Below are 22,250 nucleotides of genomic sequence, written 5' to 3' on the forward strand. Positions count from 1 at the left end.
ACAAATGTTGCATGGAAAGCAAACACCACGCGGCGCCCTGCGTTCCGCGCCGCGCGACTATGCCGCATCAACTTGCCGTCAGGCGGGGCGGTCGTCCCTGTGCTGCCGGAACAGCCGGGCCGCGCGCGCCCAGACAGCGGCGTCCGGCTGGTCGAGCGTCTCCAGCACCGGCAGCAGCTGCGCCGCGTAATCCTCCGAGCTTTCCAGCGGCAGCATCGAGGGCAGGTTGTCGATCGCCATCACGTCCAGCGGCGGATGCTCGGCCACGCGCAGCACCGGCGCCTGCCAGCTGGTCGCGCGGTCATAGACCTTGATGGGGGAGAAGTCGCTGGTCGGGTCGCAGGCCACGTCGCCGATGACGGCCAGCCGGCGCGCCGCGCCCGTCGCCTCGGCCAGCACGAAGACCGGCGCGCCGGGCTGGGCGAGGATCGCGTTCACCAGGATGTCGTGCAGCAGCACCTCGGGGAAGGGGCCGCCATGCGCCGTCTCGGCCATGTCCCAGGCCGTGACCGGCACGCCCAGGTCGGTCAGCAGCGCGCTGGCGCCGCGCCCGACGCGGCCCTTCGCGCCGATGACCAGGGCGTGCGGCCGCGGCCGGGCCGTGCCGTCCAGCCGAGCGCGCAGGCTCTCCACCCAGGCCGCGCGCTCGGGCCAGGCCTGCATCGGGCCGCAGATGCCGCCGCGCACTTGCGCCGCCCATGCCTCCAGCGAGACGGCGGCGCCGGCATAGCCGGCCCAGTAGCCGAAGGCCGCGAGGCGCCTGCCCTCGTCGTCCGTCAGGTATTCGAGGTCCAGAAGCGTGCCGCCGCCCGCCCGGAACCGCTCCAGCAGGACGCGGCCGGCGGGCTGGCCCTTGAAGGCATGCCCGAACATGATGTGGCGGTGGGTCAGGGGCGTGCCGTCCTCGGGCAGCTCCTTGAGGCCGAAGATGATCGCATCAGTCTGGGCGTTCGGCCAGCTTCCCTCGGGCATCATGGCCGCGCCGGCCTTGGCATAGGCGGCGTCCGGGATGATGCGGGTGGCGCTTTCCTCGACCGTGACGCGGAAGCCGCGGGCCAGCAGCGCGGCCACGCCCTGCGGCGTGATGCCGACGCGCGCCTCGTTCGGACGGCTCTCGGCCCGGACCCACAGATGCGTCATGTTCACCCCCCTTGTCGCGTGCCGCAAGCACTAGGCCAGCCGCCTTGCGGCGACAAGTCGCGGAACCCGGCGCCGCGGCCAGAGGTTCCCGCCCGGTGCAGCGGGCCGCCGCAGCCGACATCATGCAAGGAGATCAACATGCCGCAGTTCAGAACCCTGTCCGCATCCGTGGCCGCGCTGGCCCTTGCCGCCGGCGCCGCCGCCGCGCAGGAGGCCCATCGCCACGCCGTCGAGGGCGGCGAGGTCGTGATCCATCCGATCCAGCACGCCAGCATGGTGCTGGAGACGCCGGCCGGCGTGATCTACGTCGATCCGGTCGAGGGCGCCGACCGCTACGCCGATCTGCCCGCGCCGGACGCGATCCTGCTGACGCATGAGCATGGCGACCATTTCGACACGGACACGCTGAACGATCTGGCCGAGGCGCCGATGATCGTGAACCAGGCGGTCTTCGACCAGCTGCCCGAGGAGATGCAGGCCCGCGCCACCGTCATGGCCAACGGCGACAGCGGCGACATCCTCGGCGCCGAGATCGAGGCGATCCCGGCCTACAACACGACCGAGGACCGGCTGCAGTTCCATCCCGAGGGGCGCGACAACGGCTATGTCCTGACGGTTGGCGGGATGCGGTTCCTCATCGCCGGCGACACCGAGGACACGCCCGAGCTGCGCGCGCTGACGGACATCCACGTCGCCTTCCTGCCGATGAACCTGCCCTACACGATGACGGTCGAGCAGGCGGCCGAGGCCGTGGCGGCGTTCCAGCCCGACATCGTCTACCCCTACCATTTCGGCGACAGCGACCTTGAAGAATTCGCCCGGCTGGTCGAAGCTTCCGGCGCAGGCACCGAGGTGGTGATCGCCGAGTGGTATCCCGACGCAGACAGCTGATCCGGCAGGCCCGGATGCGCCGGCTCGCCCTGCGCGGGGGGCTGGCGCTTCTGGCGCTGGCGGGCCTGGGCATCCTCGGCTTCGTCCTCTGGCCCTCGATCACCGAGCTGCAATCGGACCTGACGCGGCTGCACGAGATCATCGAGGATGCCCGCGACTGGCGCGACGACAACACGCTGCTGGCGGTCGGGCTGTTCCTGACGGTCTTCAGCCTCGGCAGCGTGCTGCCCCTGCCGGTGGTCGCGGGCCTGACGCTGGTCGGCGGCGCCGCCTTCGGCTTCTGGGCCGGGTTCCTGCTGTCGGTGTTGGCGACGGTGGCGGGCGCGTCGCTGTCCTTCCTGATCGCGCAGCACCTGCTGAACCGCCCGATCCGCCGCTGGCTCGGCCCGCGCGCCGTGCAGATCGACACGGCCGTGGCCCGGAACGGCACGCTGGCGCTGCTCAGCCTGCGGCTGACGCCCGGCCTGCCCTTCGTCCTTCTGAACATGGGCGCCGGCGTCAGCGCCATGCGGCTGGCCACCTTCGCCGCCGTGACCGGCATCGGCGTGATCCCGAACAAGGCCATCCTCGCCGCCGCCGGCACCCAGCTGGCCGAGATCGACCAGGTCAGCGACATCTTCAGCCCGCGGATCATCCTTCTGCTGATCGCGCTGGCCCTGACGCCGTGGGTGCTGCGCTGGATCGCGCGCCGCCTTGCGGGCGAGGCGCCGGCCTAGAACGGCACCGGCGCCGAGAAGCTCATCGTCACGCCGCTGTCCGGGTGGCGCAGGCGCAGGCTCTCGGCATGCAGCATCAGCCGCGGATGCGCGGCGGCCGCACCGGCGGCATAGAGCGGATCGCCGAGGATCGGGTGGCCCGTCTCGGCCATGTGGACGCGCAGCTGGTGGCTGCGCCCCGTGACGGGCATCAGCCGCACCCGCGTCTCGGCATCCGAGGCGCGCATTACGCGCCAGTCGGTCTGCGCGGGCCGCCCCTCGAGGTGATCCACCTTCTGCCGCGGGCGGTTCGGCCAGTCGACAATTAGCGGCAGGTCTACGCGGCCGGTCTTCGGCTCCAGCCGTCCGGCGAGGCGGGCAACATAGACCTTCTTCACCTGCCGCGTCTCGAACTGCTTGCCCAGGGTCCGTTGCGCGTGGGGCGTCAGCGCGAAGACCATAACGCCCGAGGTGTCGAGGTCCAGCCGATGCACCAGCAGCACCGTCGGAAAGGCGCCGCGCAGCCGCGCGATCAGGCAGTCGGCCCGGTCCTCGCCGCGCCCCGGCACGGACAGAAGGCCCGCCTGCTTGTCCACCACGAGGATCTCGTGATCGGCATGCAGCACCACGGGCGCGCCCGGCGGGGGCGCGTAGACGAAGCCGGTCATCGCGCGATCAGGCGCAGCGCGAGGCCCGCAAACATCACCGCGGCGATCCGGTTCACCAGCCCGAGCCGCCGGCCGATCACGTGCCCGGCCAGCCCACCGACGATGCCGTAGCCCATCGTGACCAGCGTGCCGGTGAAGGCGAAGATCAGCCCGAGGCCGAGGATCTGCTGCCAGACCGGCCCCCAGGCCGGGTTGGTGAATTGCGGCAGGAAGGCCAGCAGGAACAGCACCGGCTTGGGGTTCAGCGCGTTGGACAGGAAGCCGCGGCGGATAATGTTCCACACCCGGACGCTGCCGCGCGCCGCAGGATCGACATCGCCGCTGCGCCAGCTTTTCCAAGCGAGCCACAGCAGATAGGCCGCGCCGACATACTTGATCGCCCGCAGCGCCTCGGGATGGGCGGCCACCACCGCGCCTAGGCCCACCGTCGCCAGCGTCACATGCATCAGGACCCCGAGGCCGACGCCGAAGCCTGCCCAGGCCCCCGCGCGCGGCCCGCCCTGGATGCCGCAGGCGCTGGCGAAGAACACGTCCTGGCCCGGCGCGAAGTTCAGGACCAGCCCGCCCAGGATGAAGGCGATCAGCTGGCTGGTGGGGATGGCGGCCAGCGTCTCCCAGATCACGCCTCGGCCTCCTGCGGCCATTGCGGCAGCCCGTCCGCGATCGGGTAGTAGTCGCCCTTGTCGGCGACGAAGATATGCCCCTCCAGCACCATGCCGGTGGGCGCGTCGAGGCAGCCGGCCGAGATGTCGGTCTCGTCCCCGCCGATCTTCCGCCAAGCCAGCGCGCTGCCGCATTCGGTGCAAAAGGCCCGCTCGGCCGTCTCCGACGAGCGGAACCAGCGCAGCGGGCCGTTGACGTCCAGATCCAGCACGCCGACGGCGGCCCAGACATGGCCCGACCAGCGCCGGCACTGGCCGCAATGGCAGGCCCGCAGCACGTCGCTGCCGCGCCTCGCCCGGAGGGTCACGGCGCCGCAGAGGCAGCGCCCGCTCAGGTCATAGCTTTCCAAAGACATCCTCCAGGATTTGCGCCAGCGCGTCCGCATCCGCCTGCCGGAACGCGTCCGGGCGGTCGCTGTCGATGTCCAGAACCCCGATCAGCCGCCCGCCCGCGCTGAAGACGGGCAGCACGATCTCGGACCGGGTGCTGCTGGAACAGGCGATGTGGCCGGGAAAGGCCTCCACGTCGGGAACGATCTGCACCTCTCCCGTGCGCGCCGCCGCCCCGCAGACCCCGCGCGAGAAGGGGATGACCAGGCAGCCATGCCCGCCCTGGTAGGGGCCGATCTTCAGCAGCTCGGGCGCCACGACCCGGTAGAAGCCCGTCCAGTCGAAGCGGTCGTCCGAATGGTGCAGCTCGCAGGCCACGGTGGCCATCAGCGCGACCTCGTCGGTCTCGCCCTCGCAGAGGGCCCGGATGCGGGCCGCGATGTCGTCATACTGGCTCATGGGGTCTTCTTACGCCGCAATAAGCGCCGCGAGAAGATGGCGCCTGCACTTGCCGGATGCCGGCCCGCGGGCCAATGTCGCGCCATGCGCCCGCCCTCGCTGACCGCCCGCATCCTCGCGCTGATCCTCCTCGTGCAGCTGGCCCTGATCGGGCTTCTGGGCGCGGGCAGCCTCGACCGCCTGCGCCGCGACATCGCCGCCGAGACGCGGATGGCCGCTGCCACGGCGCGGGACCTGGTGCTGGCGACGATCGGCACGATGGCCGGCGCGGTGCCGCCCGACCGGCTGATGGCCCTCTTGCCCGAGCGCCTGACCGAGCCGCGCCACGCCCGCATCGGCGTACGCGACGCGCTGGACGGCAGCCTCCGCCAGCCGCGGGGGCCGGCCGACCCGACGCAGCCTGCGCCGGACTGGTTCGCCCGCGCGGTGGCGCCCGAGCCGCTGGAGACGCGGCTTCCCGTGGTGATCGCCGGCCGCCCGCGCGGCCATGTCCTGATCACCGGCGATCCCGCCCAGCTGATCGCCCGCGCCTGGCGCGACATGCGGGCGCTGATGGCCCTGGCCCTCGTCGCGGCGGGGCTTCAGGCCGGGCTGATCCTGCTGGCGGTGCGGCACGCGCTGCGGCCCGTGGGCACCATCGGCGCGCGGCTGTCGGACCTCGCACGGGGCGATCTGACCGCCCGCGTGGGTCCGGTGGCCGGTCCCGACCTCGCCCCGCTGGCGCGCCACACCGACCGCCTGGCCGAGGTGCTGGAGCAGGCGCGGGACGAGCGGCGGCGCCTGCAGGCGCAGATCGTCCTGCGCGCCGATGCCGAGCGCAAGGCCATCGCCCGCGACCTGCATGACGAGATGGGCCCCTGCCTCTTCGGCCTGAGGGTCGAGGCCGATGCCCTGCGCGGCGCGACCGATCCCGCCGTCGCGGAATCCGCCGCCCAGATCGCCGCCATCGCCGAGCAGATCGGCGCGATCAACCGCGCCCTGCTGAACGACCTGCGCCCGATGGCTATCGGCCAGCTGCCGCTGGCGGCGGTGCTGCGCGACTATGCCGAGGACCTCGCGCGCCGCTTCCCCGACACCCGCGTAGACATCGACATCGCCGCCGGCCTTCCCGAACCCGACGAGGCGACCGCGCTCACGCTGTTCCGCATCCTGCAAGAGGGCACGACCAATGCGCTGCGCCATGCCGGCGCGGGCGCCATCCGCGTCCGGCTGTGGACCGATCCCGCCCATTGGCGCATCCGCGTCGCCGACGACGGCACCGGCATCGCGGAAGGCCGACCCGAGGGGGCGGGCCTGACTGGGATGCGCGAGCGGATCACCCTGCTCGGCGGCGATCTGCGGTTGTCATCCAGCCCCGCCGGCACCACAGTCGAGGCCAGCCTGCCGCGCCGGGGCGAATGGCAGGCGGCATGACGGACAGGGCAGCGGAAGGCGTGGACAGATGAAACGGGCCCTCGTGATCGACGATCACCCGATCACCCATCTCGGAGCCAGCCGCCTGCTGCGCGAGCTGGGCTATGACGAGGTCGGGCAGGCCATGTCCGGCGAGGCAGCGCTGGCGCAGCTTCAGGACGGCCCCGCGCCCGACCTCATCGTGCTCGACATCAGCCTGCCGGGCGCGGGCGGTCTGGACCTGGTCGCGCCGCTCCGCGCGCAGGCGGCCGGGGCGCGGGTGCTGATCTTCTCGATGAACGACCAGACCGCCTTCGCCGCCCGCGCCCTGCAGGCCGGGGCGCAAGGCTTCCTGTCGAAGAACGCCCCCCCGTCCGAGTTCCGCGACGCGGTGCGGACGCTGGAGGCGGGCGAGTTCTACCTTGCGCCGAAACAGGCGATGGCGCTGGCGACGCTGCGGGCGGGCGCGGCGGCCGATCCTCTGGCCGCACTGTCCGACCGGGAACGGCAGGTCCTGGCGCTGATCGGCCAGGGCGCCAGCCTGCAGGCCATCGCGGACGCGCTTCAGGTCAGCTACAAGACCGCCGCCAATACCTCGTCGGCGCTGAAGAAGAAGCTGGGCGTGGACGGGATCAACGGGCTGATGAAATTCGCGCTGGACAGCGGTATCTGAAGGGGGAGGGCGCGATGCTGGCCTGGTTCGGACTGGACGAGACGGCCCCGCCCGGCGCGGCGGACCGGATGCTGGCGGCGCTGGCCGCGGATCTCGCGCAGGCAGGCTGGCGGCTGGCCGGCGCGGTGCAGCACAACCTCGACCATGGCGCTGACTGCGCCTGCGACATGGAGCTGGTGCTGCTGGCCGAGCCGGAAGCCCCGCCGATCCGCATCTCGCAATCGCTCGGAACCCTGTCCTCGGGCTGCCGCCTCGACAGCGGCGCGCTGCAGATGGCGGCGGGACGCGTCGCCGCCCGCCTGGACGGCGCCGAGCTGCTGATCCTGCCGAAATTCGGCCAGCAGGAGGCCCATGGCCGCGGCTTCCGCGAGGTCATCGGCGCGGCCCTGCTGCGCGATCTGCCGGTGCTGCTGCACGTCCCGCGCCAGCAGCGGGCCGCCTTCGCCGAATTCGCGGGCGATCTGGCGCAGGAAGTTCCGGCCGCCGCGCTAGCGGGCTGGGTGCGGGCGCAGCGGGCGGCGTGATGGCGCCTAGGCCGCGCAAGGCGCTGGCGCAACGCAGGTTTCTGCGGCGGTGGTCGATGTGACGCATTTCTGCGGACCTGCCGCCCGTGCCATTGTCGCGCCCGAAGCCGGTCGAGCCGCACGCTCTGCCCTGCCCGGCCGCGCCCCCTTTGACCTTTGAGTGCTGACGATGACCCTGGCCTTCCCGATGAGCCGCAAGCGATTCGCCGACCTCTCCGAGCAGGAGGTGATGGCGCTGGCCATCTCCTCCGAGGAGGACGACGCGCGCATCTACCGCAACTGGGCCCAGCACCTGCGCGACGACTATCCGGCGACCGCCGCCATCTTCGAGGCGATGGGCGCCGAGGAGGACGGCCACCGCCGCCAGCTGCTGGACGCCTACGAGGCGCGGTGGGGCCGCGCGATCCCGGTGATCCGGCGCGAGCATGTCGCCGGCTACTACAGCCGCCGTCCCGCCTGGATGATGGACAACCTCTCGCTGGAGACGATCCGCGCCGAGGCCGCCGGGATGGAACGCGAGGCGGCCGAGTTCTACGCCCGCGCCGCGCAGGGCAGCGGCGATGCGGGCATCCGCAAGCTGCTGGGCGACCTGGCCGCCGCCGAGCGGGGGCATGAGGGGCTGGCGGGCGATCTGGCCGAGGCGCATCTGGACCCCGAGGCGCGCGCCTCCGAGGATGCGGCGAACCATCGCAGCTTCGTGCTGACCTGGGTGCAGCCGGGCCTGGCGGGGCTGATGGACGGCAGCGTCTCGACCCTGGCGCCGATCTTCGCGACCGCCTTCGCGACGCAGGACCCCTGGACGACCTTCCTCGTGGGCCTCGCCGCCAGCCTCGGCGCGGGCATCAGCATGGGCTTCACCGAGGCCGCCTCGGATGACGGGATCGTCTCGGGGCGCGGCTCGCCCATCAAGCGCGGGATCGCCTCGGGCGTGATGACGGCGGTCGGCGGCCTCGGGCACGCGCTGCCCTACCTCATCCCCGACTTCTGGACCGCCACGACCATCGCCATCGCCGTGGTCTTCGTCGAGCTGTGGGCCATCGCCTGGATCCAGAACCGCTGGATGCAGACCCCGTTCTGGCGCGCGACCTTGCAAGTCGTGGTGGGCGGTGGTTTGGTGCTGGCCGTGGGGGTGCTGATCGGGTCCGGCTGACGCGCCACGGCAAGCGAGGACGCGTGAGAGAACCGCATCGGGCAGCGCATGGCTGAGGTCTTCCTGCGGACCCTGCCCTTCTTCGGGCTGATCGGCCTCGGCTGGCTGGCCGCCGCACTGCGCTTCTTCCCCGACGAGGCCGCGGCCTGGCTGACCCGCTTCGTCTTCTACTTCGCGCTGTCCGCGATGCTGTTCCGCTTCTCGTCCGGCCTCGACCTCGGCGAGCTGTTCGAACTGCGCTTCGCGCTGGCCTATCTGGTCGGCTCCACGGCGGTCTGGGCGATCGGCATGGCGGTCGGGCGCCTGCGCGGCCTGTCCGTGCCGGAGGCCGCGATGGAGGCGCATTGCTGCATGATCGGCAATACCGGCTTTCTCGGCGTGCCGCTGCTGATCGCCCTGATGGGGCCCGTCGCCGTCGGCCCGGTCCTGATGGTGCTGACCATCGACATGCTGGTCTTCTCGACGCTGATCACGCTGATCATCCATGCCGCGCGCCACGGCGGCCTGCGCCTCGCCGCGCTGGTCCCGGTGCTGCGCGGCATCGCGGCGAACCCGATGGTCCTGTCGATGGTCGCGGGCCTCGGCTGGTCGGTCGCCGGCTGGCCGATGCCGGCCCCGCTGGACGAGTTCCTGGCGCTGCTCGGCGCGGCCGCGACGCCCGGCGCGCTGTTCGCCATCGGCGCGGGTCTCGCGGCGCGGCGGCTGGTGCGGGTGGCGGCGGCGGGCTGGCTCAGCGGCGCGAAGCTGGTGCTGCATCCGCTGGCGGTGGGCCTTGCGGCCTGGGGCGTCGGCGTGGACGCCGGGCCGGCCTCGGTGATGGTCGCCGCGGCGGCGCTGCCGGTGGCGGGCAACACCTACATGCTGGCGCGGCATTTCGGCGTCGCGCCGCAGCGCGTCTCGGCCACGATCCTGATCTCGACCGCGCTGAGCATCGTGACCATTCCCGTCATCATGAACCTGGTCTCGCCCAGCTGACCGCCCGCGCCGCCCGCCGGGGTCGCGGCGCCGCGGCTCAGTGGATCGCGCCGTTCACGAACCAGAAGGCGCCGCTGCCGACCCCCGCCATCGCAAGGAACCCCGCCAGCACGAACAGCCCGTCGCGCGCCAGCATCCCGAAAGCGAACAGGGACACGGTCGCGCCCAGGATCGACGAGGTGAAGGGCACCAGCTCAAGGAACGGCATCGCCAGCCCGCAGAGCAGGCAGGCCAGCTGCACCAGCCAGATGATCGGGCGGCGCACCAGCACGCGCAGCCGCTCCTTCGTGACCTTGTCCAGCCAGCGCGCGGGCCGCTTCATCTTCTCCAGCGCGCGGGTCAGCTTGCCGCTGTCCAGCGTCTTGTCCAGAAGCTTCGAGGGCAGCCAGATCCGCTCGCGCCGCGCCAGCATCTGCGCCGAGACCAGCGCGATGGTGATCCCGCAGAGCGAGGAGAACAGCGGCACGCCTGACAGGGGCGAGACCACCGCCAGCGCCGGGACCATCAGGTTGGGGATGAAGCTGTCCGCGCCCAAGGCATCGACGACCTTGCGGAGGCTCGTGCGATCTTCCTCGGCGGCACCCTGGACCTGATCCAAGAGGTCCTCGATACCGTCACCATCGCTCATGCTCGTCTCCGCCAGCGCCTGTGCATCAACGCCGCAATGTGGCGAAGGTTCAGCGCCGCGCAAGCCCCAGCACGCGGTCCAGCGCCTGCAGGAATCGCGCCCGGTCCGCCTTGCCGAAGGCCGCGCCGCCGCCCTGCCGAAAGGGATCGGCCGATCGCAGATCGGCCATCAGGTCCCGCGTCGCCAGCCGCGGGCCGATATTGGCCGGCGTCAGCTCTTCCCCGGCATGCGTCAGCACCCGCGCCCCGGCCTTGAGGCAGCGATCCGCCAGCGGCAGATCGCCCGTCACCACCACATCCCCCGGCCCGCAATTGTCGGCGATCCAGATGTCGGCCACGTCCGGCCCCTCGGGCACGATCTGCAGCCGGACCAGCGGATGGGTCGGCATCCTCAGCCCGCCATTGCAGACCAGCACCATCGGCACGCCGAGGCGCACCGCCACCCGCTCGGCCTCGGCCTTCACCGGGCAGGCATCGGCGTCGATGTAGAGCGTGGTCACCTCAGTCGCGCAGCAGCTCGTTGATCGAGGTCTTCGAGCGCGTCTGCGCGTCCACCCGCTTCACGATCACCGCGCAGTAGAGGTTCAACCCGTTCTTCGAGGGCATCGAGCCCGAGACGACCACGGACCCCGCCGGCACCTCGCCATAGCTGACGCTGCCCGTCTCGCGGTCCACGATCTTCGTCGATTGCCCGATATAGACGCCCATCCCCAGAACCGAGCCTTCGCGGATGATGCAGCCCTCGACGACTTCCGAGCGGGCGCCGATGAAGCAGTCGTCCTCGATGATCGTCGGGCCGGCCTGCAGCGGCTCGAGGACGCCGCCGATGCCGACGCCGCCCGAAAGATGCACGTTCGCGCCGATCTGCGCGCAGGAGCCGACCGTGGCCCAGGTGTCCACCATCGTCCCCTCGCCCACATGCGCCCCGAGATTCACGAAGGAGGGCATCAGGATCGCGTTCCGCCCGATGAAGGCGCTGCGGCGGACGATGGCGCCCGGCACGGCGCGGAAACCGGCCTCGCGCCACTGGTTCGCGCCCCAGCCATGGAACTTCGAGGGCACCTTGTCCCACCAGTTGCTGCCCTGCGGGCCGCCCGACATCTCTTCCATGTCGTTGAGGCGGAAGGACAGCAGCACCGCCTTCTTGGCCCACTGGTTCACGTGCCAGTCGCTGCCCTGCTTCTCGGCCACCCGCAGCGCGCCGCTGTCAAGCTGCGCCAGCACCGCATCCACCGCCTCGCGGACCTCGCCGGTGGTCGCGCTGCTGATCTGGTCGCGCGTCTCCCACGCGGCTTCGATGGCGGTCTCAAGGGCGGCGCGGTCGGCATGGGTCATGGCGGGTGTTCCTCGGATTGTCGCTGCGGGTGGAAACTCGTCTCGGGGCGCTATAAGCCGGGGGAACAGGCCGCGCAATGCGCCGATCCTTGAGGGCATCGATGACCGACCAGACCGCCGACGACGACCGCGCCCATCCCCTGCCCGACAGCGAGGAGGACGCCGCCCGCGTCAGGCAGGTCCCCGACACGCCCCAGACCCGCGCGCCCTCCTACCGCCTCGCCTTCACCGACCAGGATTTCCTGCTGCGTGAGGAGCTGCGCCCCGTCCGCCTGCAGCTGGAACTCTTGAAGCCGCAGATGGTGATGGACGAATACGGGATCGAGTCGACCGTCGTGATGTTCGGCGGCGCCCGCATCCCCGCGCCCGAGGACGCGGCCACCGCCCGCACGCCCACGCTGGCCGGCCTCGCGCGCCATTACGAGGAAGCCCGCATCTTCGCCCGCATGATGACCGAGCGCTGCATCGCTTCGCAAGGCCGCGAGTTCGTCATCTGCACCGGCGGCGGTCCCGGCGTCATGGAGGCCGGCAACCTTGGCGCCAAGGAGGCCGGGGGCGTCTCGATCGGCCTTGGCATCGTCCTGCCGCACGAGCAGGCACCGAACGTCCATGTGACGCCGGATCTCTGCTTCAACTTCCACTATTTTGCGATCCGGAAGATGCATTTCCTGATGCGTGCCCGCGTGATCACCGTTTTCCCCGGCGGCTTCGGCACGCTGGACGAGCTGTTCGAGACGCTGACCCTGATCCAGACCGGCCGCATGGCGCGCATCCCGATCCTGCTTTTCGGCAAGGACTTCTGGACCAGCATCATCAACTGGGACGCGCTGGCCGAGGCCGGCACGATCAGCCCCGAGGATCTGGAGCTGATCACCTATGTGGAAACGGCCGCCGAGGCCGTCGCCCTGATCGACGACTGGCCGGCGGCCTGCTGAGGCTCAGCCCGCCGCCTCGGCCGCGATCTGGGCGCGGGATTTCCGGCCGCGCTCGGTCTCGGACTTCAGCTGGCCGCAGGCGGCCATGATGTCCTCGCCGCGCGGTGTGCGGATGGGGCTGGCATAGCCGGCCTTGTAGATGATGTCCGCAAAGGCACGGATCCGCTCCCAGCTCGAGCGCTTGTAGGGCGCGCCAGGCCATTCGTTGAACGGGATCAGGTTGATCTTGGCCGGGATGCCGCGGATCAGCTTGACCAGCCGGCGCGCATCCTCGTCGCTGTCGTTCACCCCGTCCAGCATCACGTATTCGAAGGTGATCCGCTCGCTGTTCGACAGCCGCGGATAGTCGCGCAGCGCCTCCAGCAGCACCTCGATGTTCCAGCGCTTGTTGATCGGCACCAGCCGGTCGCGGACCTCGTTGGTCGTCGCGTGGAAGCTGACCGCCAGCAGGCAGCCGATCTCTTCGGCCGTGCGCGCGATCTCGGGGACGACGCCGCTGGTCGACAGGGTGATGCGCCGGCGCGACAGGCTCAGCCCCTCGCCGTCCATCACGACATGCATCGCGTCCCGCACCGCCTCGAAATTGTATAGTGGCTCGCCCATGCCCATCAGCACGACATTGCTGATCAGCCGCGTCTCGTCCTTGGGCGCGCCGGGCTTCGGCCATTCGCCCAGATCGTCGCGCGCCAGCATCAGCTGGCCGACGATCTCGCCCGCGGTGAGGTTCCGCACCAGCTTCTGCGTGCCGGTATGGCAGAAGGAACAGGTCAGCGTGCAGCCCACCTGGCTCGAGACACACAGCGTGCCGCGCCCTTCCTCGGGGATGTAGACCGCCTCGACCTCGTGCCCCCCGGCGATGCGCAGCAGGTACTTCCGCGTCCCGTCCTCGCTGACCTGACGCGTCACGACCTCGGGCAGCACGATCTCGAACCGCTCGGCCAGCAGGGCGCGGTAATCCTTGGCCAGGTTCGTCATCTGCGCGAAGTCGCGCACGCCCCAGTGATAGACCCACTGCCAGACCTGCCCGACGCGCATCTTGGCCTGCTTCTCGGGCGTGCCTGCCGCGATCAGCGCGTCGCGCAGCTGCGTGCGGGTCAGCCCGACGATGTTCACGCGGCCCCCTCGCGGAAGCTTGCGCGGGATCGTCAGCACGTCCTGCGTGATCGGCGCCGCGCCAGCGGCCTGCGGAGGAAGGGCGGTCATGGGGACCCCGTCGGTTTTGCGGAAGACACGCAGATAAGCGAAACGGCGGCCGAAATCAACCGCCCGCCGCCCCATCTTCTGTGCCCAAATATCCCGGGGGAGTCGCGCCTCGCGCGACGGGGGCAGCGCCCCCTGCCCCGCTTACTGGCAGCGCTGCCGCGCGGTGTTCGTCGCGGCGGTGATCCCGGACAGGCTGAACGTGTCCTTCGTCGTCGTCCCGCGGGCCGAGCGGCCGGTCACGACCGCGCTGGAACCGGCGCGCAGCGCGCCCACCAGCGCCTCGTCGTCCGAGGGGCTGCCGGTCCAGGCGCTCTCGCCTTCGGTGAACAGGTTGAACTTGCGCCCGCCCACATCGACCTCGACCGTCGAATCCGGCGCGAAGGGATAGCCGCCGGTGAAGCTGACCTCGCCGTTCTGGCCGGGGCGATAGGCGACATAAAGGCGGATGTCGCCGCGCGCGACCTCGACCTGCTGGCCGCCGCGGGTGTTGATGGTCGAGCGCGGGGGCGAGACCGCCCAGCACTCGCGCGGGTTGTCGGCCGCGAAGACGGTCCAGTCTCCCTCGGTGGCGACGACATTGTTCGATTGCTGTGCCGCGGCTGTCCCGAGCCCGGCGATCAGGACGAGGCTTGCGCCAATTCCGCGCAGCGTGGTGGTCATCATGCTCTGGCCTCCTGCCATTCACTTTCGCCGTTCCGCCCGGCGTTCTTCCCGATTGCTGTGGTCTTTTCAACCGTCTCTCGTCAGGATAGCGAAAATCGCCCGGCACGGAAGGTGGCGCGCGCACAATCGCGCAAATGTCAGCCCCGCGCAGGGGCCGGCCGGGCAGCGGAGGGACCAGATGCGATCGGCAGCCATGATCGAGCTGTGGCGCGGCGGAATGCGCGAGAGCCTGCATTGCGGCCACGCCGTCATCTGCGACCGGCAAGGCGTCGTCGAGGCCTGGGGCGTTCCCGGCACCGTCATCTTCCCGCGCTCCTCGGCCAAGATGATCCAAGCGCTGCCCCTGGTGGAGAGCGGGGCGGCGGACGCGGCCGGGCTGACCGACCGCCAGTTGGCGCTGGCCTGCGCCAGCCATTCCGGCGCCCGCATCCATGTCGAGACGGTGGGGCGCTGGCTGGACGGGCTGGGCCTGTCCGAGGCCGACCTGCGCTGCGGCACGCACATGCCGCAGGACCGGGACGAGAACCGCCGCCTGACCTGCGGCGGGGAGAGCCCCTGCCAGATCCACAACAACTGCTCGGGCAAGCATGCGGGTTTCCTGACGCTGAACCGCCATCTGAACGGCGGGCCGGAATACGAGCAGCCCGACCATCCCGTGCAGCAGGCCGCCAAGGCCGCCTTCGAGGACGTCACCGGCGAGACGAGCCCCGGCTTCGGCGTCGACGGCTGCTCGGCCCCCAACTGGGCCTGCACACTCGAGGGGCTGGGCCGGGCAATGGCATGTTTCGCCGCGCCCGGCGCGGGGCGGCGCGGTCAGGCGATGCGGCGCCTCACCGATGCGATGCGCGCCCATCCCGACCTCGTCGCGGGCGAGGGGCGCGCCTGCACGCGGCTGATGCGCGCCGCGCCCGAGGCCGCCCTGAAGACGGGGGCCGAGGCAGTCTTCGTCGGCATCCTGCCGGCGCGCGGCCTCGGGATCGCGCTGAAGATCGCGGATGGCGCCACGCGAGCCAGCGAGGCGGCAGTGACGGCGCTGCTGGTCCATCTGGGCGTCCTGCAGCCGGGCGATCCGGTCGTCGGCCAGTTCCTGCCCGACCCTATCCGCAACTGGCGCGGCCTCGCGACGGGCCGGCTCGGCGCTGCACCCGGCTTTCCGCGCTAGGCGCGCCTCAGCCGCCCTGCAGCATCTGCCAGATGAGCCGCAGCGCCAGCGCCGTCGAGGTCACGACCAGAAGCGGCTTGATCAGCCGCGCCCCGATCCTCGAGGCAAGCCGCGCGCCCAGCATCGCGCCCAGCACCTGCGCCAGCCCCATGCCGATCCCGATCAGCCAGAGCGGCTTGCCGATCAGCGCGAAGGCCAGAAGGCCCCCGATGTTCGAGGCGAAGTTCAGCAGCTTGGTATGCGCCGTCGCCTTGAGGACCCCGTAGCCGGCAAGACTCACGAAGGCGATCATGTAGAAGGCCCCTGCCCCCGGCCCGATGAGCCCGTCGTAAAAGCCGATGAGCGGCACCGCCGTCGCCGCGAAGACGAGCGGCGAGAAGCGGCGCGTCCGGTCCAGATCGTCGAGGCCGGGCTTGACGGCGAAGAAGACCGCGATGGCGATCAGGACCACCGGCAGGACCAGCCGCAGCCCATCGGTCGGGATGCTGCTGACCAGCACCGCGCCGGCCGCCCCCGCCAGCCCCGCCACCAGCGCCGGCCGCCACTGGCTGCGCAGATCCACGAGGCCGCGCGCGGCATAGCTGATCGCCGCCGTCGCCGCCCCGAAAGCGCCCTGCACCTTGTTCGTGGCCAGCGCCTGCGCGGGCGGGATGCCGGCCAGCATCAGCGCCGGCACGGTGATCAGCCCGCCGCCGCCGGCGATGGCATCGACGAAGCCGGCGGCAAAGGCCGCGCCAAGCAGGAGAAGCGCGAGATCGAAGGTCAGCTCGAACATGTGGGGGTTGCCTTTCCGGGGCCGTCGCCGTGGGGGTTTCACACCCCCACACCCCCGTGAGATATTTTTGCACAGAAGATGGGAACGGTCAGGCGGCGAATTCCTCGGCGCGATAGCCTTGCAGGTAGAGAAGCGCGGTCAGATCGCCGTGGTTGATGCGGATAGGGGCCTGCGCGGCGACGGCCGGTTTGGCGTGCAGCGCGACGCCGGTGCCGGCGAGTTGGATCATGCCCAGATCGTTCGCGCCGTCGCCCACCGCGATCGCATCGGCCGGCGTGGTGCCGAGGCGGGCGGCGATCTCCTCCAGCGCCTCGATCTTGGCCTCGCGGCCGAGGATGGGCGGGATGACATGGCCGGTCAGCGTGTCTTCGACGATCTCGAGGCTGTTGGCGCGGTGCTCGTGAAAGCCGAGCTGGTCCGAGACCATCTGCGTGAAGGCGGTGAAGCCGCCCGAGACAAGCGCCGTATGGGCGCCATGGGCGCGCATGGTGGCCAGAAGCGCGCGGCCGCCGGGGGCGAGGGTGATGCGGTGGGCCATCACCTCGGCGATGGTGCTGGCGGGCAGGCCGGCCAGCAGGGTGACGCGCTCGATCAGGGCCTCGCGGAAGTTCAGCTCTCCGTTCATGGCGCGGGCGGTGATGGATGCGACGCGGGGGCCGACGCCGGCGAGGTCCGCCAGCTCGTCGATACATTCCTGCTGGATCATGGTCGAATCCATGTCCGCGATCAGGATGCGCTTGCGGCGGTTCCCGCTCGGCTGGAGGGCGAGGTCGATGTTCTGGCGCTGGAGACTGACCCAGAGGGCCTCCTCGCCGTCCGGGCGGGCTGGCAGGTCGAACTCGGCGGCGCGGCCGGGGGCGAGCCAGCGGAAGGCGGTGCCGCCCAGCTGCTGCGCCAGCGCGGCCGGCAGGTCCCGGGGCAGGTCGGCGGCGGCGATGAGGGTGGCGGTGAACATGGCGGCTCCTGCGGCGGGTCCGGCTCGGTCTAGGCCAAAGATTTTTCTTGCGCCAGAGGCGGCGGGGCATTACCTCCGGCGGCGGGACACCCCTCCCCAACGAGGGGCTTTTGGCTGGAAGGCTGAGCACATGACTGATCCGACGATCCCGGCCGCGCGGCCGGTCAACCCGCGTTTCTCCTCGGGCCCCTGCGCCAAGATCCCCCATTATTCGCTGGACATGCTGTCGGACGCGCCGCTTGGCCGTTCGCATCGCGCGGCCGTCGGCAAGGCGAAGCTCGCCGAGGCGATCGAGCTGACGCGCGAGGTGCTGGCTGTTCCCGCGGACTACCGCATCGGCATCGTTCCCGGCTCGGACACGGGCGCGGTCGAGATGGCGATGTGGTCGCTGCTGGGCGCCCGCCCGGTCGAGATGCTGGCCTGGGAAAGCTTCGGCGAGGGCTGGGTCACCGACGCGGTCAAGCAGCTGAAGCTGGATGCGGTGGTCCGCAAGGCCGATTACGGCCGGATCGTGGACCTGGCCGAGGTCGATTTCGACAAGGACGTGGTCTTCACCTGGAACGGCACCACCAGCGGCGTGCGGGTGCCGAGTGGCGACGCGATCCCGGCGGACCGCGCCGGCCTGACCATCTGCGACGCGACCAGCGCGGCCTTCGCGATGGACCTGCCCTGGGACAAGCTGGATGTGGTCACCTTCTCCTGGCAGAAGGTGCTGGGCGGCGAGGGCGCGCATGGCGTCCTGATCCTGTCGCCGCGCGCCGTGGAGCGGCTGGAAAGCTACACCCCCGCCTGGCCGCTGCCGAAAATCTTCCGCATGACCAAGGGCGGCAAGCTGATCGAGGGCATCTTCAAGGGCGAGACGATCAACACGCCCTCGATGCTGGCGGTAGAGGATTACCTCGTCGCGCTGAAATGGGCGCAGTCGCTCGGCGGGCTGCCGGCGCTGATCGCGCGGGCGGATGCCAATGCGGGCGCGGTGCGCGACTTCATCGCCGGCAAGGACTGGATCGCGGACCTGGCGGAGGACGCGGCAACGGCCTCGACCACCTCGGTCTGCCTGAAGTTCACCGACCCCGCGATCAAGGACGGCGCGGCCTTCGCCAAGGCGGTCGCCAAGCGGCTGGAGAAGGAGGGCGTCGCGCTGGATGCGGGCGCCTATCGCGACGCGCCGGCGGGCTTGCGGATCTGGTGCGGCTCGACGGTCGAGACCTCGGACGTCGCGGCGCTGATGCCGTGGATCGAATGGGCCTACCGGGCCGAGCTGGCCGCTCAGTGATCGGCGTTGCCGGGGGCCAGCCCCCGGACCCCCGGGATATTTGACGACCAAAGCAGGAGATGCGTTCCGCGTGGCCACGGGCCCGGACGCTTTGCACAAGGATGAATGACATGCCGAAGGTTCTCGTCTCCGACAAGCTGTCGGAAACCGCCGTCCAGATCTTCCGCGATCGCGGGGTCGAGGTGGACTACATGCCCGATCTGGGCAAGGACAAGGAGAAGCTGGCCGAGATCATCGGGCAGTATGACGGGCTGGCCATCCGGTCCGCGACCAAGGTGACCGAGAAGCTGCTGGAGCGCGCGGGTAACCTGAAGGTCATCGGCCGGGCCGGGATCGGGGTCGACAACGTGGACATCCCGGCGGCCAGCAAGAAGGGCGTCATCGTGATGAACACGCCCTTCGGCAACAGCGTGACCACGGCCGAGCACGCCATCGCGATGATGTTCGCGGTCGCGCGCCAGCTGCCCGAGGCGAGCGTCTCGACCCATGCCGGGAAGTGGGAGAAGAACCGCTTCATGGGCGTGGAGCTGTTCAACAAGACCCTCGGCGTGATCGGGGCGGGCAATATCGGCTCGATCGTGATCGACCGCGCGCTCGGGCTGCACATGAAGGTGCTGGCCTATGACCCCTTCCTCTCCGAGGAGCGGGCGAAGGAGCTGGGCGTCACTAAGGTCGAGTTGGACGACCTGCTGGGCCGCGCGGACTTCATCACCTTCCACGTGCCGCTGACCGAGAAGACCCGCAACCTGCTGTCCCGCGAGGCGATCGCCCGGCTGAAGCCGGGCGTCCGGATCATCAACTGCGCCCGCGGCGGGCTGGTCGACGAGGAGGCGCTGGCCGAGGCGCTGAAGGACGGGCGCGTCGCCGGCGCGGCCTTCGACGTCTTCGCGGTCGAGCCGGCGACGGAGAGCCCGCTCTTCAACCTGCCGAACGTGGTGGTGACGCCGCACCTTGGCGCCGCGACGACGGAGGCGCAGGAGAACGTCGCCCTGCAGGTGGCCGAGCAGATGTCGGACTACCTGCTGACGGGGGCGGTGCAGAACGCGCTGAACATGCCCTCGGTCACGGCCGAGGAGGCCGCGGTCATGGGCCCGTGGATCAAGCTGGCCGGGCATCTGGGCGCCTTCGTGGGGCAGATGACGGACGAGCCGATCAAGGCGATCAACGTCCTCTATGACGGGGTCGTCGCCGAGATGAACCTGAACGCGCTGAACGCGGCGGTCATCGCCGGGGTGATGAAGGCCAGCAACCCGGATGTGAACATGGTCTCGGCGCCCGTCATGGCCAAGGAGCGGGGCGTGCAGATCTCGACCACGACGCAGGACAAGGCCGGCGTCTTCGAGGGCTACATCAAGCTGACCGTGGTCACCGAAAAGCGCGAGCGGTCGATCGCCGGCACGGTCTTCAGCGACGGCAAGCCGCGCTTCATCCAGATCCGGGGCATCAATGTCGATGCCGAGGTGGGCCAGCACATGCTCTATACCCGCAACAAGGACGTGCCGGGGGTGATCGGCGCGCTCGGGATGACGCTTGGCGACCTGGGGGTGAACATCGCGAACTTCACGCTCGGCCGCTCGGCCAATGGCGGGGACGCGATCGCCATCCTCTATCTGGACGAGGCGCTGGACGAGGCGGCGCTCGAGGCGCTGCGGGCGACGCAGAAGTTCCTGCAGATCCGCCCGCTTCAGTTCGAGATGTGACCCAGAGGGCTGGGCGCCGCTGGTGGCGCCCGGCTGCGGGTGGGGAAGGACAGGGGCGGCGCATGACCCTTTACGCGATCGGTGACATCCACGGCCATCTCGAGCAGCTGCGCGCGGCACATGAGCGGGTCTTCCGCGACGGCGGGCGGGACGCGCTGATCGTCCATGTCGGCGATCTCATCGACCGGGGGCCCGATTCGCGCGGGGTGGTGGAGCATCTTCTGCGCGGCCAGACCGAGGGGCGGCCCTGGATCGTCGTGCGCGGCAACCATGACCGCTTTCTTCCCGCGCTGGCGGCGCGGCCGGACTGGACCGATCCCGGCCTCAGCTCGGCCCGGCACTGGCTGGACCATCCCGGGCTCGGCGCGGCCGAGACGCTGCGCTCCTACGGGATCGACCCATCGCGGCCGCGTCACACCGTGGCCGACGAGGTCCGTCGCCGCGTGCCGGACGATCACCTGCGCTTTCTGGCCGGGCTGCCGGCGTGGTTCCTGCATCCGCTGGCGCTGGTCGTGCATGCGGGGGTGCGGCCCGGCATCGACCTTCAGCGACAGGCCGAGGACGACCTCGTCTGGATCCGCGGCCCGTTCCTCGACCACGCGGGGTCGTTCGGGCCGCTTGTCGTGCACGGGCACACCGCGCTGGAGGGTGTCTGCCATCACGGCAACCGCGTGAACATCGATGGCGGGGCGGGCCACGGCCGCCCGCTCTGCGCCGTCGCGATCGAGGCCGGGGGCGTCCACCTGCTGACGGATGCGGGCCGGGTGCCGGTGACGCCGGGCGGCGGCCTCGTCTCGATGTGGACAGGGCCGTGGCAGGAGGCTAGAAGCCCTGCTGTATCCGGAAAGGGCACGAGGTCTTGACGAGTTTGACAGCCATGCAGGTCCAGAACCGCATCGCGAAATACTGCCTGGGTCAGGTGGTCCGCCATCGCAACCGTCCCTTCCGGGGCGTGATCTTCGATGTCGATCCCGAATTCGCCAATACCGAGGAATGGTACGAATCGATTCCCGAGGACGCGCGGCCGGCGAAGGACCAGCCGTTCTACCATCTCTTCGCCGAGACCGAGGCGACCTATTACGTGGCCTATGTCTCGGAGCAGAATCTCGAGCTGGACCTGTCGGGCGAGCCGCTGGACCATCCCGATGTGGGCGACATGTTCGGCGAGTTCGATAACGGCCGCTATCCTCTGGCCGCGCTGGTCAACTAAGGCGCTAGCCGGCGTCGCGCATCAGCGGGATGCGGAAGGCCAGGAAGTTGCGGCGATCCTCGCGGTAGTAGCACAGCTCCTGCGTGAGATCCTGGATCAGGTACCAGCCGAAGCCGCCCTCGGGCAGGTCCTCGCCGGTCAGCTGCGGCAGGCCGCGCGGCAGCAGGCAGTCGACCGGCAGCCGGCGGCCGTCATCGGTCAGCGCGCAGGCGAGGCCGCAGTCGTGGCTGACGATGCACAGATGGATCACCGGCGCCGCCCGAGGCCGGTCGCCCGCGCCGTGTTCCGTGACGTTGTTCATCACCTCGGCCAGAACCAGCTCCAGCCGGCCGATGGCGTCGGTGCCGACCTCGGCCTGGAAGCGCGCGCGGACCGCGGCCAGCGTCTCGCGCACATGGCCGGGCTCGGCGGTCAGGACGCGGTGGAACATGGGGCGCGGCCGGCCCAAGGCGCAGCCTTGCCTGCCGGGATGGGGGTTCACCTCGGGGGTCATGCGGCGCCGCCCTCGGCCGCGGGGGCGCAGCGCAGGTCGAAGACGCTGTCCATGCGGGTCAGGCGGAACACCCGCTCGACATTCGGGGTGACGGAAAGCAGCACCAGCGGCATCCCCTCGGGCAGGCTCTTGCGGACGGCGATCATCGCGCCGAGGCCCGAGCTGTCCATGAAGTCCACCAGCCGCATGTCCAGATGCACCGGCTTCTTGCTCTTCATCACGAGGGGTCGCAGCTTGTCCTTGAATTGTGTGGCGATGGCCGCGTCGATGCGGCGCTCAGGCACGACGATCTTCAGATGCTGGTCCCCTTCCTCGACATCGAAATGCATGGTCTCTTCCTGTTGCGTCCAGCCGCGA

At 70.6% G+C, this 22,250-nt stretch carries 27 protein-coding genes; 13 read left to right on the forward strand and 14 right to left on the reverse strand.

All coding sequences use genetic code 11. The features are described from left to right. Positions 1-78 precede the first annotated feature (78 nt). The gene (locus BLP73_RS04700; protein WP_090740837.1) at positions 79-1,140 is read right to left on the reverse strand and encodes a saccharopine dehydrogenase; all 1,062 of its coding nucleotides are present in this window, start codon (positions 1,138-1,140) and stop codon (positions 79-81) included. 138 nt (positions 1,141-1,278) lie between these two features. Here BLP73_RS04700 and BLP73_RS04705 point away from each other — a divergent pair, with 138 nt between their 5' ends. Continuing rightward, a complete protein-coding gene (locus tag BLP73_RS04705; protein WP_090740839.1) occupies positions 1,279-2,031 on the forward strand; it encodes an MBL fold metallo-hydrolase in 753 nt (250 codons plus the stop codon). Between the two features lie 14 nt (positions 2,032-2,045). Next, positions 2,046-2,747, forward strand: a complete 702-nt coding sequence (locus tag BLP73_RS04710) for a TVP38/TMEM64 family protein (protein ID WP_090740841.1) — start codon at positions 2,046-2,048, stop codon at positions 2,745-2,747. Here BLP73_RS04710 and BLP73_RS04715 read toward each other — a convergent pair. The 4 genes from BLP73_RS04715 to BLP73_RS04730 are packed head-to-tail and all read right to left on the reverse strand — an operon-like array spanning position 2,744 to position 4,845. Beyond that, positions 2,744-3,394: a pseudouridine synthase gene (locus BLP73_RS04715; protein ID WP_090740843.1), complete on the reverse strand. Its 651-nt coding sequence runs from the start codon at positions 3,392-3,394 to the stop codon at positions 2,744-2,746. The genes BLP73_RS04710 and BLP73_RS04715 overlap by 4 nt on opposite strands. Next, on the reverse strand, positions 3,391-4,017 hold the full coding sequence (locus tag BLP73_RS04720) for a LysE family translocator (protein ID WP_090740845.1): 627 nt from the start codon (positions 4,015-4,017) through the stop codon (positions 3,391-3,393). The genes BLP73_RS04715 and BLP73_RS04720 overlap by 4 nt, the downstream gene beginning before the upstream one ends. After that, positions 4,014-4,412: a GFA family protein gene (locus tag BLP73_RS04725; protein ID WP_090740847.1), complete on the reverse strand. Its 399-nt coding sequence runs from the start codon at positions 4,410-4,412 to the stop codon at positions 4,014-4,016. The genes BLP73_RS04720 and BLP73_RS04725 overlap by 4 nt, the downstream gene beginning before the upstream one ends. Then, complete coding sequence (locus BLP73_RS04730; protein WP_090740849.1) at positions 4,393-4,845, reverse strand: GAF domain-containing protein; 453 nt, start codon at positions 4,843-4,845, stop codon at positions 4,393-4,395. The genes BLP73_RS04725 and BLP73_RS04730 overlap by 20 nt, the downstream gene beginning before the upstream one ends. A gap of 84 nt (positions 4,846-4,929) precedes the next feature. On the opposite strand from BLP73_RS04730, the gene BLP73_RS04735 reads away from it, so the two are divergent. From BLP73_RS04735 to BLP73_RS04755, 5 genes are all read left to right on the forward strand, one after another. Continuing rightward, complete coding sequence (locus tag BLP73_RS04735) at positions 4,930-6,258, forward strand: ATP-binding protein (protein ID WP_175453240.1); 1,329 nt, start codon at positions 4,930-4,932, stop codon at positions 6,256-6,258. Between the two features lie 28 nt (positions 6,259-6,286). Beyond that, complete coding sequence (locus BLP73_RS04740) at positions 6,287-6,910, forward strand: response regulator transcription factor (protein ID WP_090740854.1); 624 nt, start codon at positions 6,287-6,289, stop codon at positions 6,908-6,910. A 14-nt stretch (positions 6,911-6,924) separates the two neighbouring features. Next, positions 6,925-7,434 (forward strand): DUF2478 domain-containing protein, encoded by a 510-nt coding sequence (locus BLP73_RS04745; RefSeq protein WP_090740856.1) that lies wholly within the window; start codon positions 6,925-6,927, stop codon positions 7,432-7,434. A gap of 169 nt (positions 7,435-7,603) precedes the next feature. Further along, on the forward strand, positions 7,604-8,584 hold the full coding sequence (gene mbfA, locus BLP73_RS04750; RefSeq protein ID WP_090740858.1) for an iron exporter MbfA: 981 nt from the start codon (positions 7,604-7,606) through the stop codon (positions 8,582-8,584). A gap of 48 nt (positions 8,585-8,632) precedes the next feature. Next, positions 8,633-9,559 (forward strand): AEC family transporter, encoded by a 927-nt coding sequence (locus tag BLP73_RS04755; protein ID WP_090740860.1) that lies wholly within the window; start codon positions 8,633-8,635, stop codon positions 9,557-9,559. Positions 9,560-9,596: 37 nt separating this feature from the next. Here the strand turns inward: BLP73_RS04755 and BLP73_RS04760 are convergent, their stop codons facing one another. From BLP73_RS04760 to dapD, 3 genes are read right to left on the reverse strand one after another with little or no spacing between them, the layout of a single operon-like run. Then, positions 9,597-10,187, reverse strand: coding sequence for an exopolysaccharide biosynthesis protein (locus tag BLP73_RS04760; RefSeq protein WP_090740862.1), 591 nt, complete (start codon positions 10,185-10,187; stop codon positions 9,597-9,599). A 49-nt stretch (positions 10,188-10,236) separates the two neighbouring features. Beyond that, entirely contained in the window at positions 10,237-10,686 is a 450-nt protein-coding gene (locus BLP73_RS04765) for a YaiI/YqxD family protein (protein WP_090740864.1), read from the reverse strand. A gap of 1 nt (position 10,687) precedes the next feature. Then, positions 10,688-11,521, reverse strand: a complete 834-nt coding sequence (gene dapD, locus BLP73_RS04770) for a 2,3,4,5-tetrahydropyridine-2,6-dicarboxylate N-succinyltransferase (protein ID WP_090740866.1) — start codon at positions 11,519-11,521, stop codon at positions 10,688-10,690. 101 nt (positions 11,522-11,622) lie between these two features. Between dapD and BLP73_RS04775 the strand changes: the two genes are divergently transcribed. Further along, entirely contained in the window at positions 11,623-12,456 is an 834-nt protein-coding gene (locus tag BLP73_RS04775; RefSeq protein WP_090740868.1) for an LOG family protein, read from the forward strand. Positions 12,457-12,459: 3 nt separating this feature from the next. Here the strand turns inward: BLP73_RS04775 and rlmN are convergent, their stop codons facing one another. Together rlmN and BLP73_RS04785 are read right to left on the reverse strand one after the other, a co-directional pair. Beyond that, on the reverse strand, positions 12,460-13,659 hold the full coding sequence (gene rlmN, locus BLP73_RS04780; RefSeq protein WP_090741397.1) for a dual-specificity RNA methyltransferase RlmN: 1,200 nt from the start codon (positions 13,657-13,659) through the stop codon (positions 12,460-12,462). A 141-nt stretch (positions 13,660-13,800) separates the two neighbouring features. Then, the gene (locus BLP73_RS04785; RefSeq protein WP_090740870.1) at positions 13,801-14,322 is read right to left on the reverse strand and encodes an invasion associated locus B family protein; all 522 of its coding nucleotides are present in this window, start codon (positions 14,320-14,322) and stop codon (positions 13,801-13,803) included. A gap of 178 nt (positions 14,323-14,500) precedes the next feature. On the opposite strand from BLP73_RS04785, the gene BLP73_RS04790 reads away from it, so the two are divergent. After that, on the forward strand, positions 14,501-15,484 hold the full coding sequence (locus BLP73_RS04790; protein ID WP_090740872.1) for an asparaginase: 984 nt from the start codon (positions 14,501-14,503) through the stop codon (positions 15,482-15,484). Positions 15,485-15,491: 7 nt separating this feature from the next. Here the strand turns inward: BLP73_RS04790 and BLP73_RS04795 are convergent, their stop codons facing one another. Next, positions 15,492-16,259, reverse strand: coding sequence for a TSUP family transporter (locus tag BLP73_RS04795; RefSeq protein ID WP_090740874.1), 768 nt, complete (start codon positions 16,257-16,259; stop codon positions 15,492-15,494). An 88-nt stretch (positions 16,260-16,347) separates the two neighbouring features. Continuing rightward, positions 16,348-17,214 (reverse strand): phosphoserine phosphatase SerB, encoded by an 867-nt coding sequence (gene serB / locus BLP73_RS04800; RefSeq protein ID WP_090740876.1) that lies wholly within the window; start codon positions 17,212-17,214, stop codon positions 16,348-16,350. 130 nt (positions 17,215-17,344) lie between these two features. On the opposite strand from serB, the gene BLP73_RS04805 reads away from it, so the two are divergent. The 4 genes from BLP73_RS04805 to hspQ all read left to right on the forward strand — a co-directional run bounded on the left by BLP73_RS04805 (position 17,345) and on the right by hspQ (position 21,400). Then, positions 17,345-18,490, forward strand: a complete 1,146-nt coding sequence (locus BLP73_RS04805; RefSeq protein WP_090740878.1) for a phosphoserine transaminase — start codon at positions 17,345-17,347, stop codon at positions 18,488-18,490. 110 nt (positions 18,491-18,600) lie between these two features. Next, on the forward strand, positions 18,601-20,190 hold the full coding sequence (gene serA / locus BLP73_RS04810) for a phosphoglycerate dehydrogenase (protein WP_175453241.1): 1,590 nt from the start codon (positions 18,601-18,603) through the stop codon (positions 20,188-20,190). Positions 20,191-20,252: 62 nt separating this feature from the next. Further along, positions 20,253-21,053 (forward strand): metallophosphoesterase, encoded by an 801-nt coding sequence (locus BLP73_RS04815; RefSeq protein WP_090740883.1) that lies wholly within the window; start codon positions 20,253-20,255, stop codon positions 21,051-21,053. Between the two features lie 14 nt (positions 21,054-21,067). Next, complete coding sequence (gene hspQ, locus BLP73_RS04820; protein ID WP_090740885.1) at positions 21,068-21,400, forward strand: heat shock protein HspQ; 333 nt, start codon at positions 21,068-21,070, stop codon at positions 21,398-21,400. Between the two features lie 4 nt (positions 21,401-21,404). Here hspQ and BLP73_RS04825 read toward each other — a convergent pair whose 3' ends face one another. Both BLP73_RS04825 and BLP73_RS04830 read right to left on the reverse strand, forming a co-directional pair. Then, positions 21,405-21,893: an ATP-binding protein gene (locus tag BLP73_RS04825; RefSeq protein WP_090740887.1), complete on the reverse strand. Its 489-nt coding sequence runs from the start codon at positions 21,891-21,893 to the stop codon at positions 21,405-21,407. Then, positions 21,890-22,222, reverse strand: coding sequence for an STAS domain-containing protein (locus BLP73_RS04830; protein ID WP_090740889.1), 333 nt, complete (start codon positions 22,220-22,222; stop codon positions 21,890-21,892). Before BLP73_RS04830 ends, BLP73_RS04825 begins: the two co-directional genes overlap by 4 nt. Between the last annotated feature and the right edge of the window lie 28 nt (positions 22,223-22,250).

The sequence above is a fragment of the Paracoccus tibetensis genome (assembly GCF_900102505.1).
Taxonomy (GTDB): Bacteria; Pseudomonadota; Alphaproteobacteria; order Rhodobacterales; family Rhodobacteraceae; genus Paracoccus; species Paracoccus tibetensis.

What these genes read in the sequence shown, in the direction of transcription:
- BLP73_RS04740 (WP_090740854.1), top strand. Translation starts at nt 6,287, where the DNA reads ATGAAACGGGCCCTCGTGATCGACGATCACCCGATCACCCATCTCGGA.
- BLP73_RS04745 (WP_090740856.1), top strand. Translation starts at nt 6,925, where the DNA reads ATGCTGGCCTGGTTCGGACTGGACGAGACGGCCCCGCCCGGCGCGGCG.
- BLP73_RS04795 (WP_090740874.1), bottom strand. Translation starts at nt 16,259, where the DNA reads ATGTTCGAGCTGACCTTCGATCTCGCGCTTCTCCTGCTTGGCGCGGCC.
- BLP73_RS04760 (WP_090740862.1), bottom strand. Translation starts at nt 10,187, where the DNA reads ATGAGCGATGGTGACGGTATCGAGGACCTCTTGGATCAGGTCCAGGGT.
- BLP73_RS04830 (WP_090740889.1), bottom strand. Translation starts at nt 22,222, where the DNA reads ATGCATTTCGATGTCGAGGAAGGGGACCAGCATCTGAAGATCGTCGTG.
- BLP73_RS04715 (WP_090740843.1), bottom strand. Translation starts at nt 3,394, where the DNA reads ATGACCGGCTTCGTCTACGCGCCCCCGCCGGGCGCGCCCGTGGTGCTG.
- BLP73_RS04730 (WP_090740849.1), bottom strand. Translation starts at nt 4,845, where the DNA reads ATGAGCCAGTATGACGACATCGCGGCCCGCATCCGGGCCCTCTGCGAG.
- BLP73_RS04725 (WP_090740847.1), bottom strand. Translation starts at nt 4,412, where the DNA reads ATGTCTTTGGAAAGCTATGACCTGAGCGGGCGCTGCCTCTGCGGCGCC.
- BLP73_RS04805 (WP_090740878.1), top strand. Translation starts at nt 17,345, where the DNA reads ATGACTGATCCGACGATCCCGGCCGCGCGGCCGGTCAACCCGCGTTTC.
- BLP73_RS04705 (WP_090740839.1), top strand. Translation starts at nt 1,279, where the DNA reads ATGCCGCAGTTCAGAACCCTGTCCGCATCCGTGGCCGCGCTGGCCCTT.
- BLP73_RS04790 (WP_090740872.1), top strand. Translation starts at nt 14,501, where the DNA reads ATGCGATCGGCAGCCATGATCGAGCTGTGGCGCGGCGGAATGCGCGAG.
- BLP73_RS04700 (WP_090740837.1), bottom strand. Translation starts at nt 1,140, where the DNA reads ATGACGCATCTGTGGGTCCGGGCCGAGAGCCGTCCGAACGAGGCGCGC.
- BLP73_RS04825 (WP_090740887.1), bottom strand. Translation starts at nt 21,893, where the DNA reads ATGACCCCCGAGGTGAACCCCCATCCCGGCAGGCAAGGCTGCGCCTTG.
- BLP73_RS04815 (WP_090740883.1), top strand. Translation starts at nt 20,253, where the DNA reads ATGACCCTTTACGCGATCGGTGACATCCACGGCCATCTCGAGCAGCTG.
- hspQ (WP_090740885.1), top strand. Translation starts at nt 21,068, where the DNA reads ATGCAGGTCCAGAACCGCATCGCGAAATACTGCCTGGGTCAGGTGGTC.
- serA (WP_175453241.1), top strand. Translation starts at nt 18,601, where the DNA reads ATGCCGAAGGTTCTCGTCTCCGACAAGCTGTCGGAAACCGCCGTCCAG.
- mbfA (WP_090740858.1), top strand. Translation starts at nt 7,604, where the DNA reads ATGACCCTGGCCTTCCCGATGAGCCGCAAGCGATTCGCCGACCTCTCC.
- serB (WP_090740876.1), bottom strand. Translation starts at nt 17,214, where the DNA reads ATGTTCACCGCCACCCTCATCGCCGCCGCCGACCTGCCCCGGGACCTG.
- BLP73_RS04710 (WP_090740841.1), top strand. Translation starts at nt 2,046, where the DNA reads ATGCGCCGGCTCGCCCTGCGCGGGGGGCTGGCGCTTCTGGCGCTGGCG.
- rlmN (WP_090741397.1), bottom strand. Translation starts at nt 13,659, where the DNA reads ATGACCGCCCTTCCTCCGCAGGCCGCTGGCGCGGCGCCGATCACGCAG.
- BLP73_RS04755 (WP_090740860.1), top strand. Translation starts at nt 8,633, where the DNA reads ATGGCTGAGGTCTTCCTGCGGACCCTGCCCTTCTTCGGGCTGATCGGC.
- BLP73_RS04735 (WP_175453240.1), top strand. Translation starts at nt 4,930, where the DNA reads ATGCGCCCGCCCTCGCTGACCGCCCGCATCCTCGCGCTGATCCTCCTC.
- BLP73_RS04775 (WP_090740868.1), top strand. Translation starts at nt 11,623, where the DNA reads ATGACCGACCAGACCGCCGACGACGACCGCGCCCATCCCCTGCCCGAC.
- dapD (WP_090740866.1), bottom strand. Translation starts at nt 11,521, where the DNA reads ATGACCCATGCCGACCGCGCCGCCCTTGAGACCGCCATCGAAGCCGCG.
- BLP73_RS04785 (WP_090740870.1), bottom strand. Translation starts at nt 14,322, where the DNA reads ATGATGACCACCACGCTGCGCGGAATTGGCGCAAGCCTCGTCCTGATC.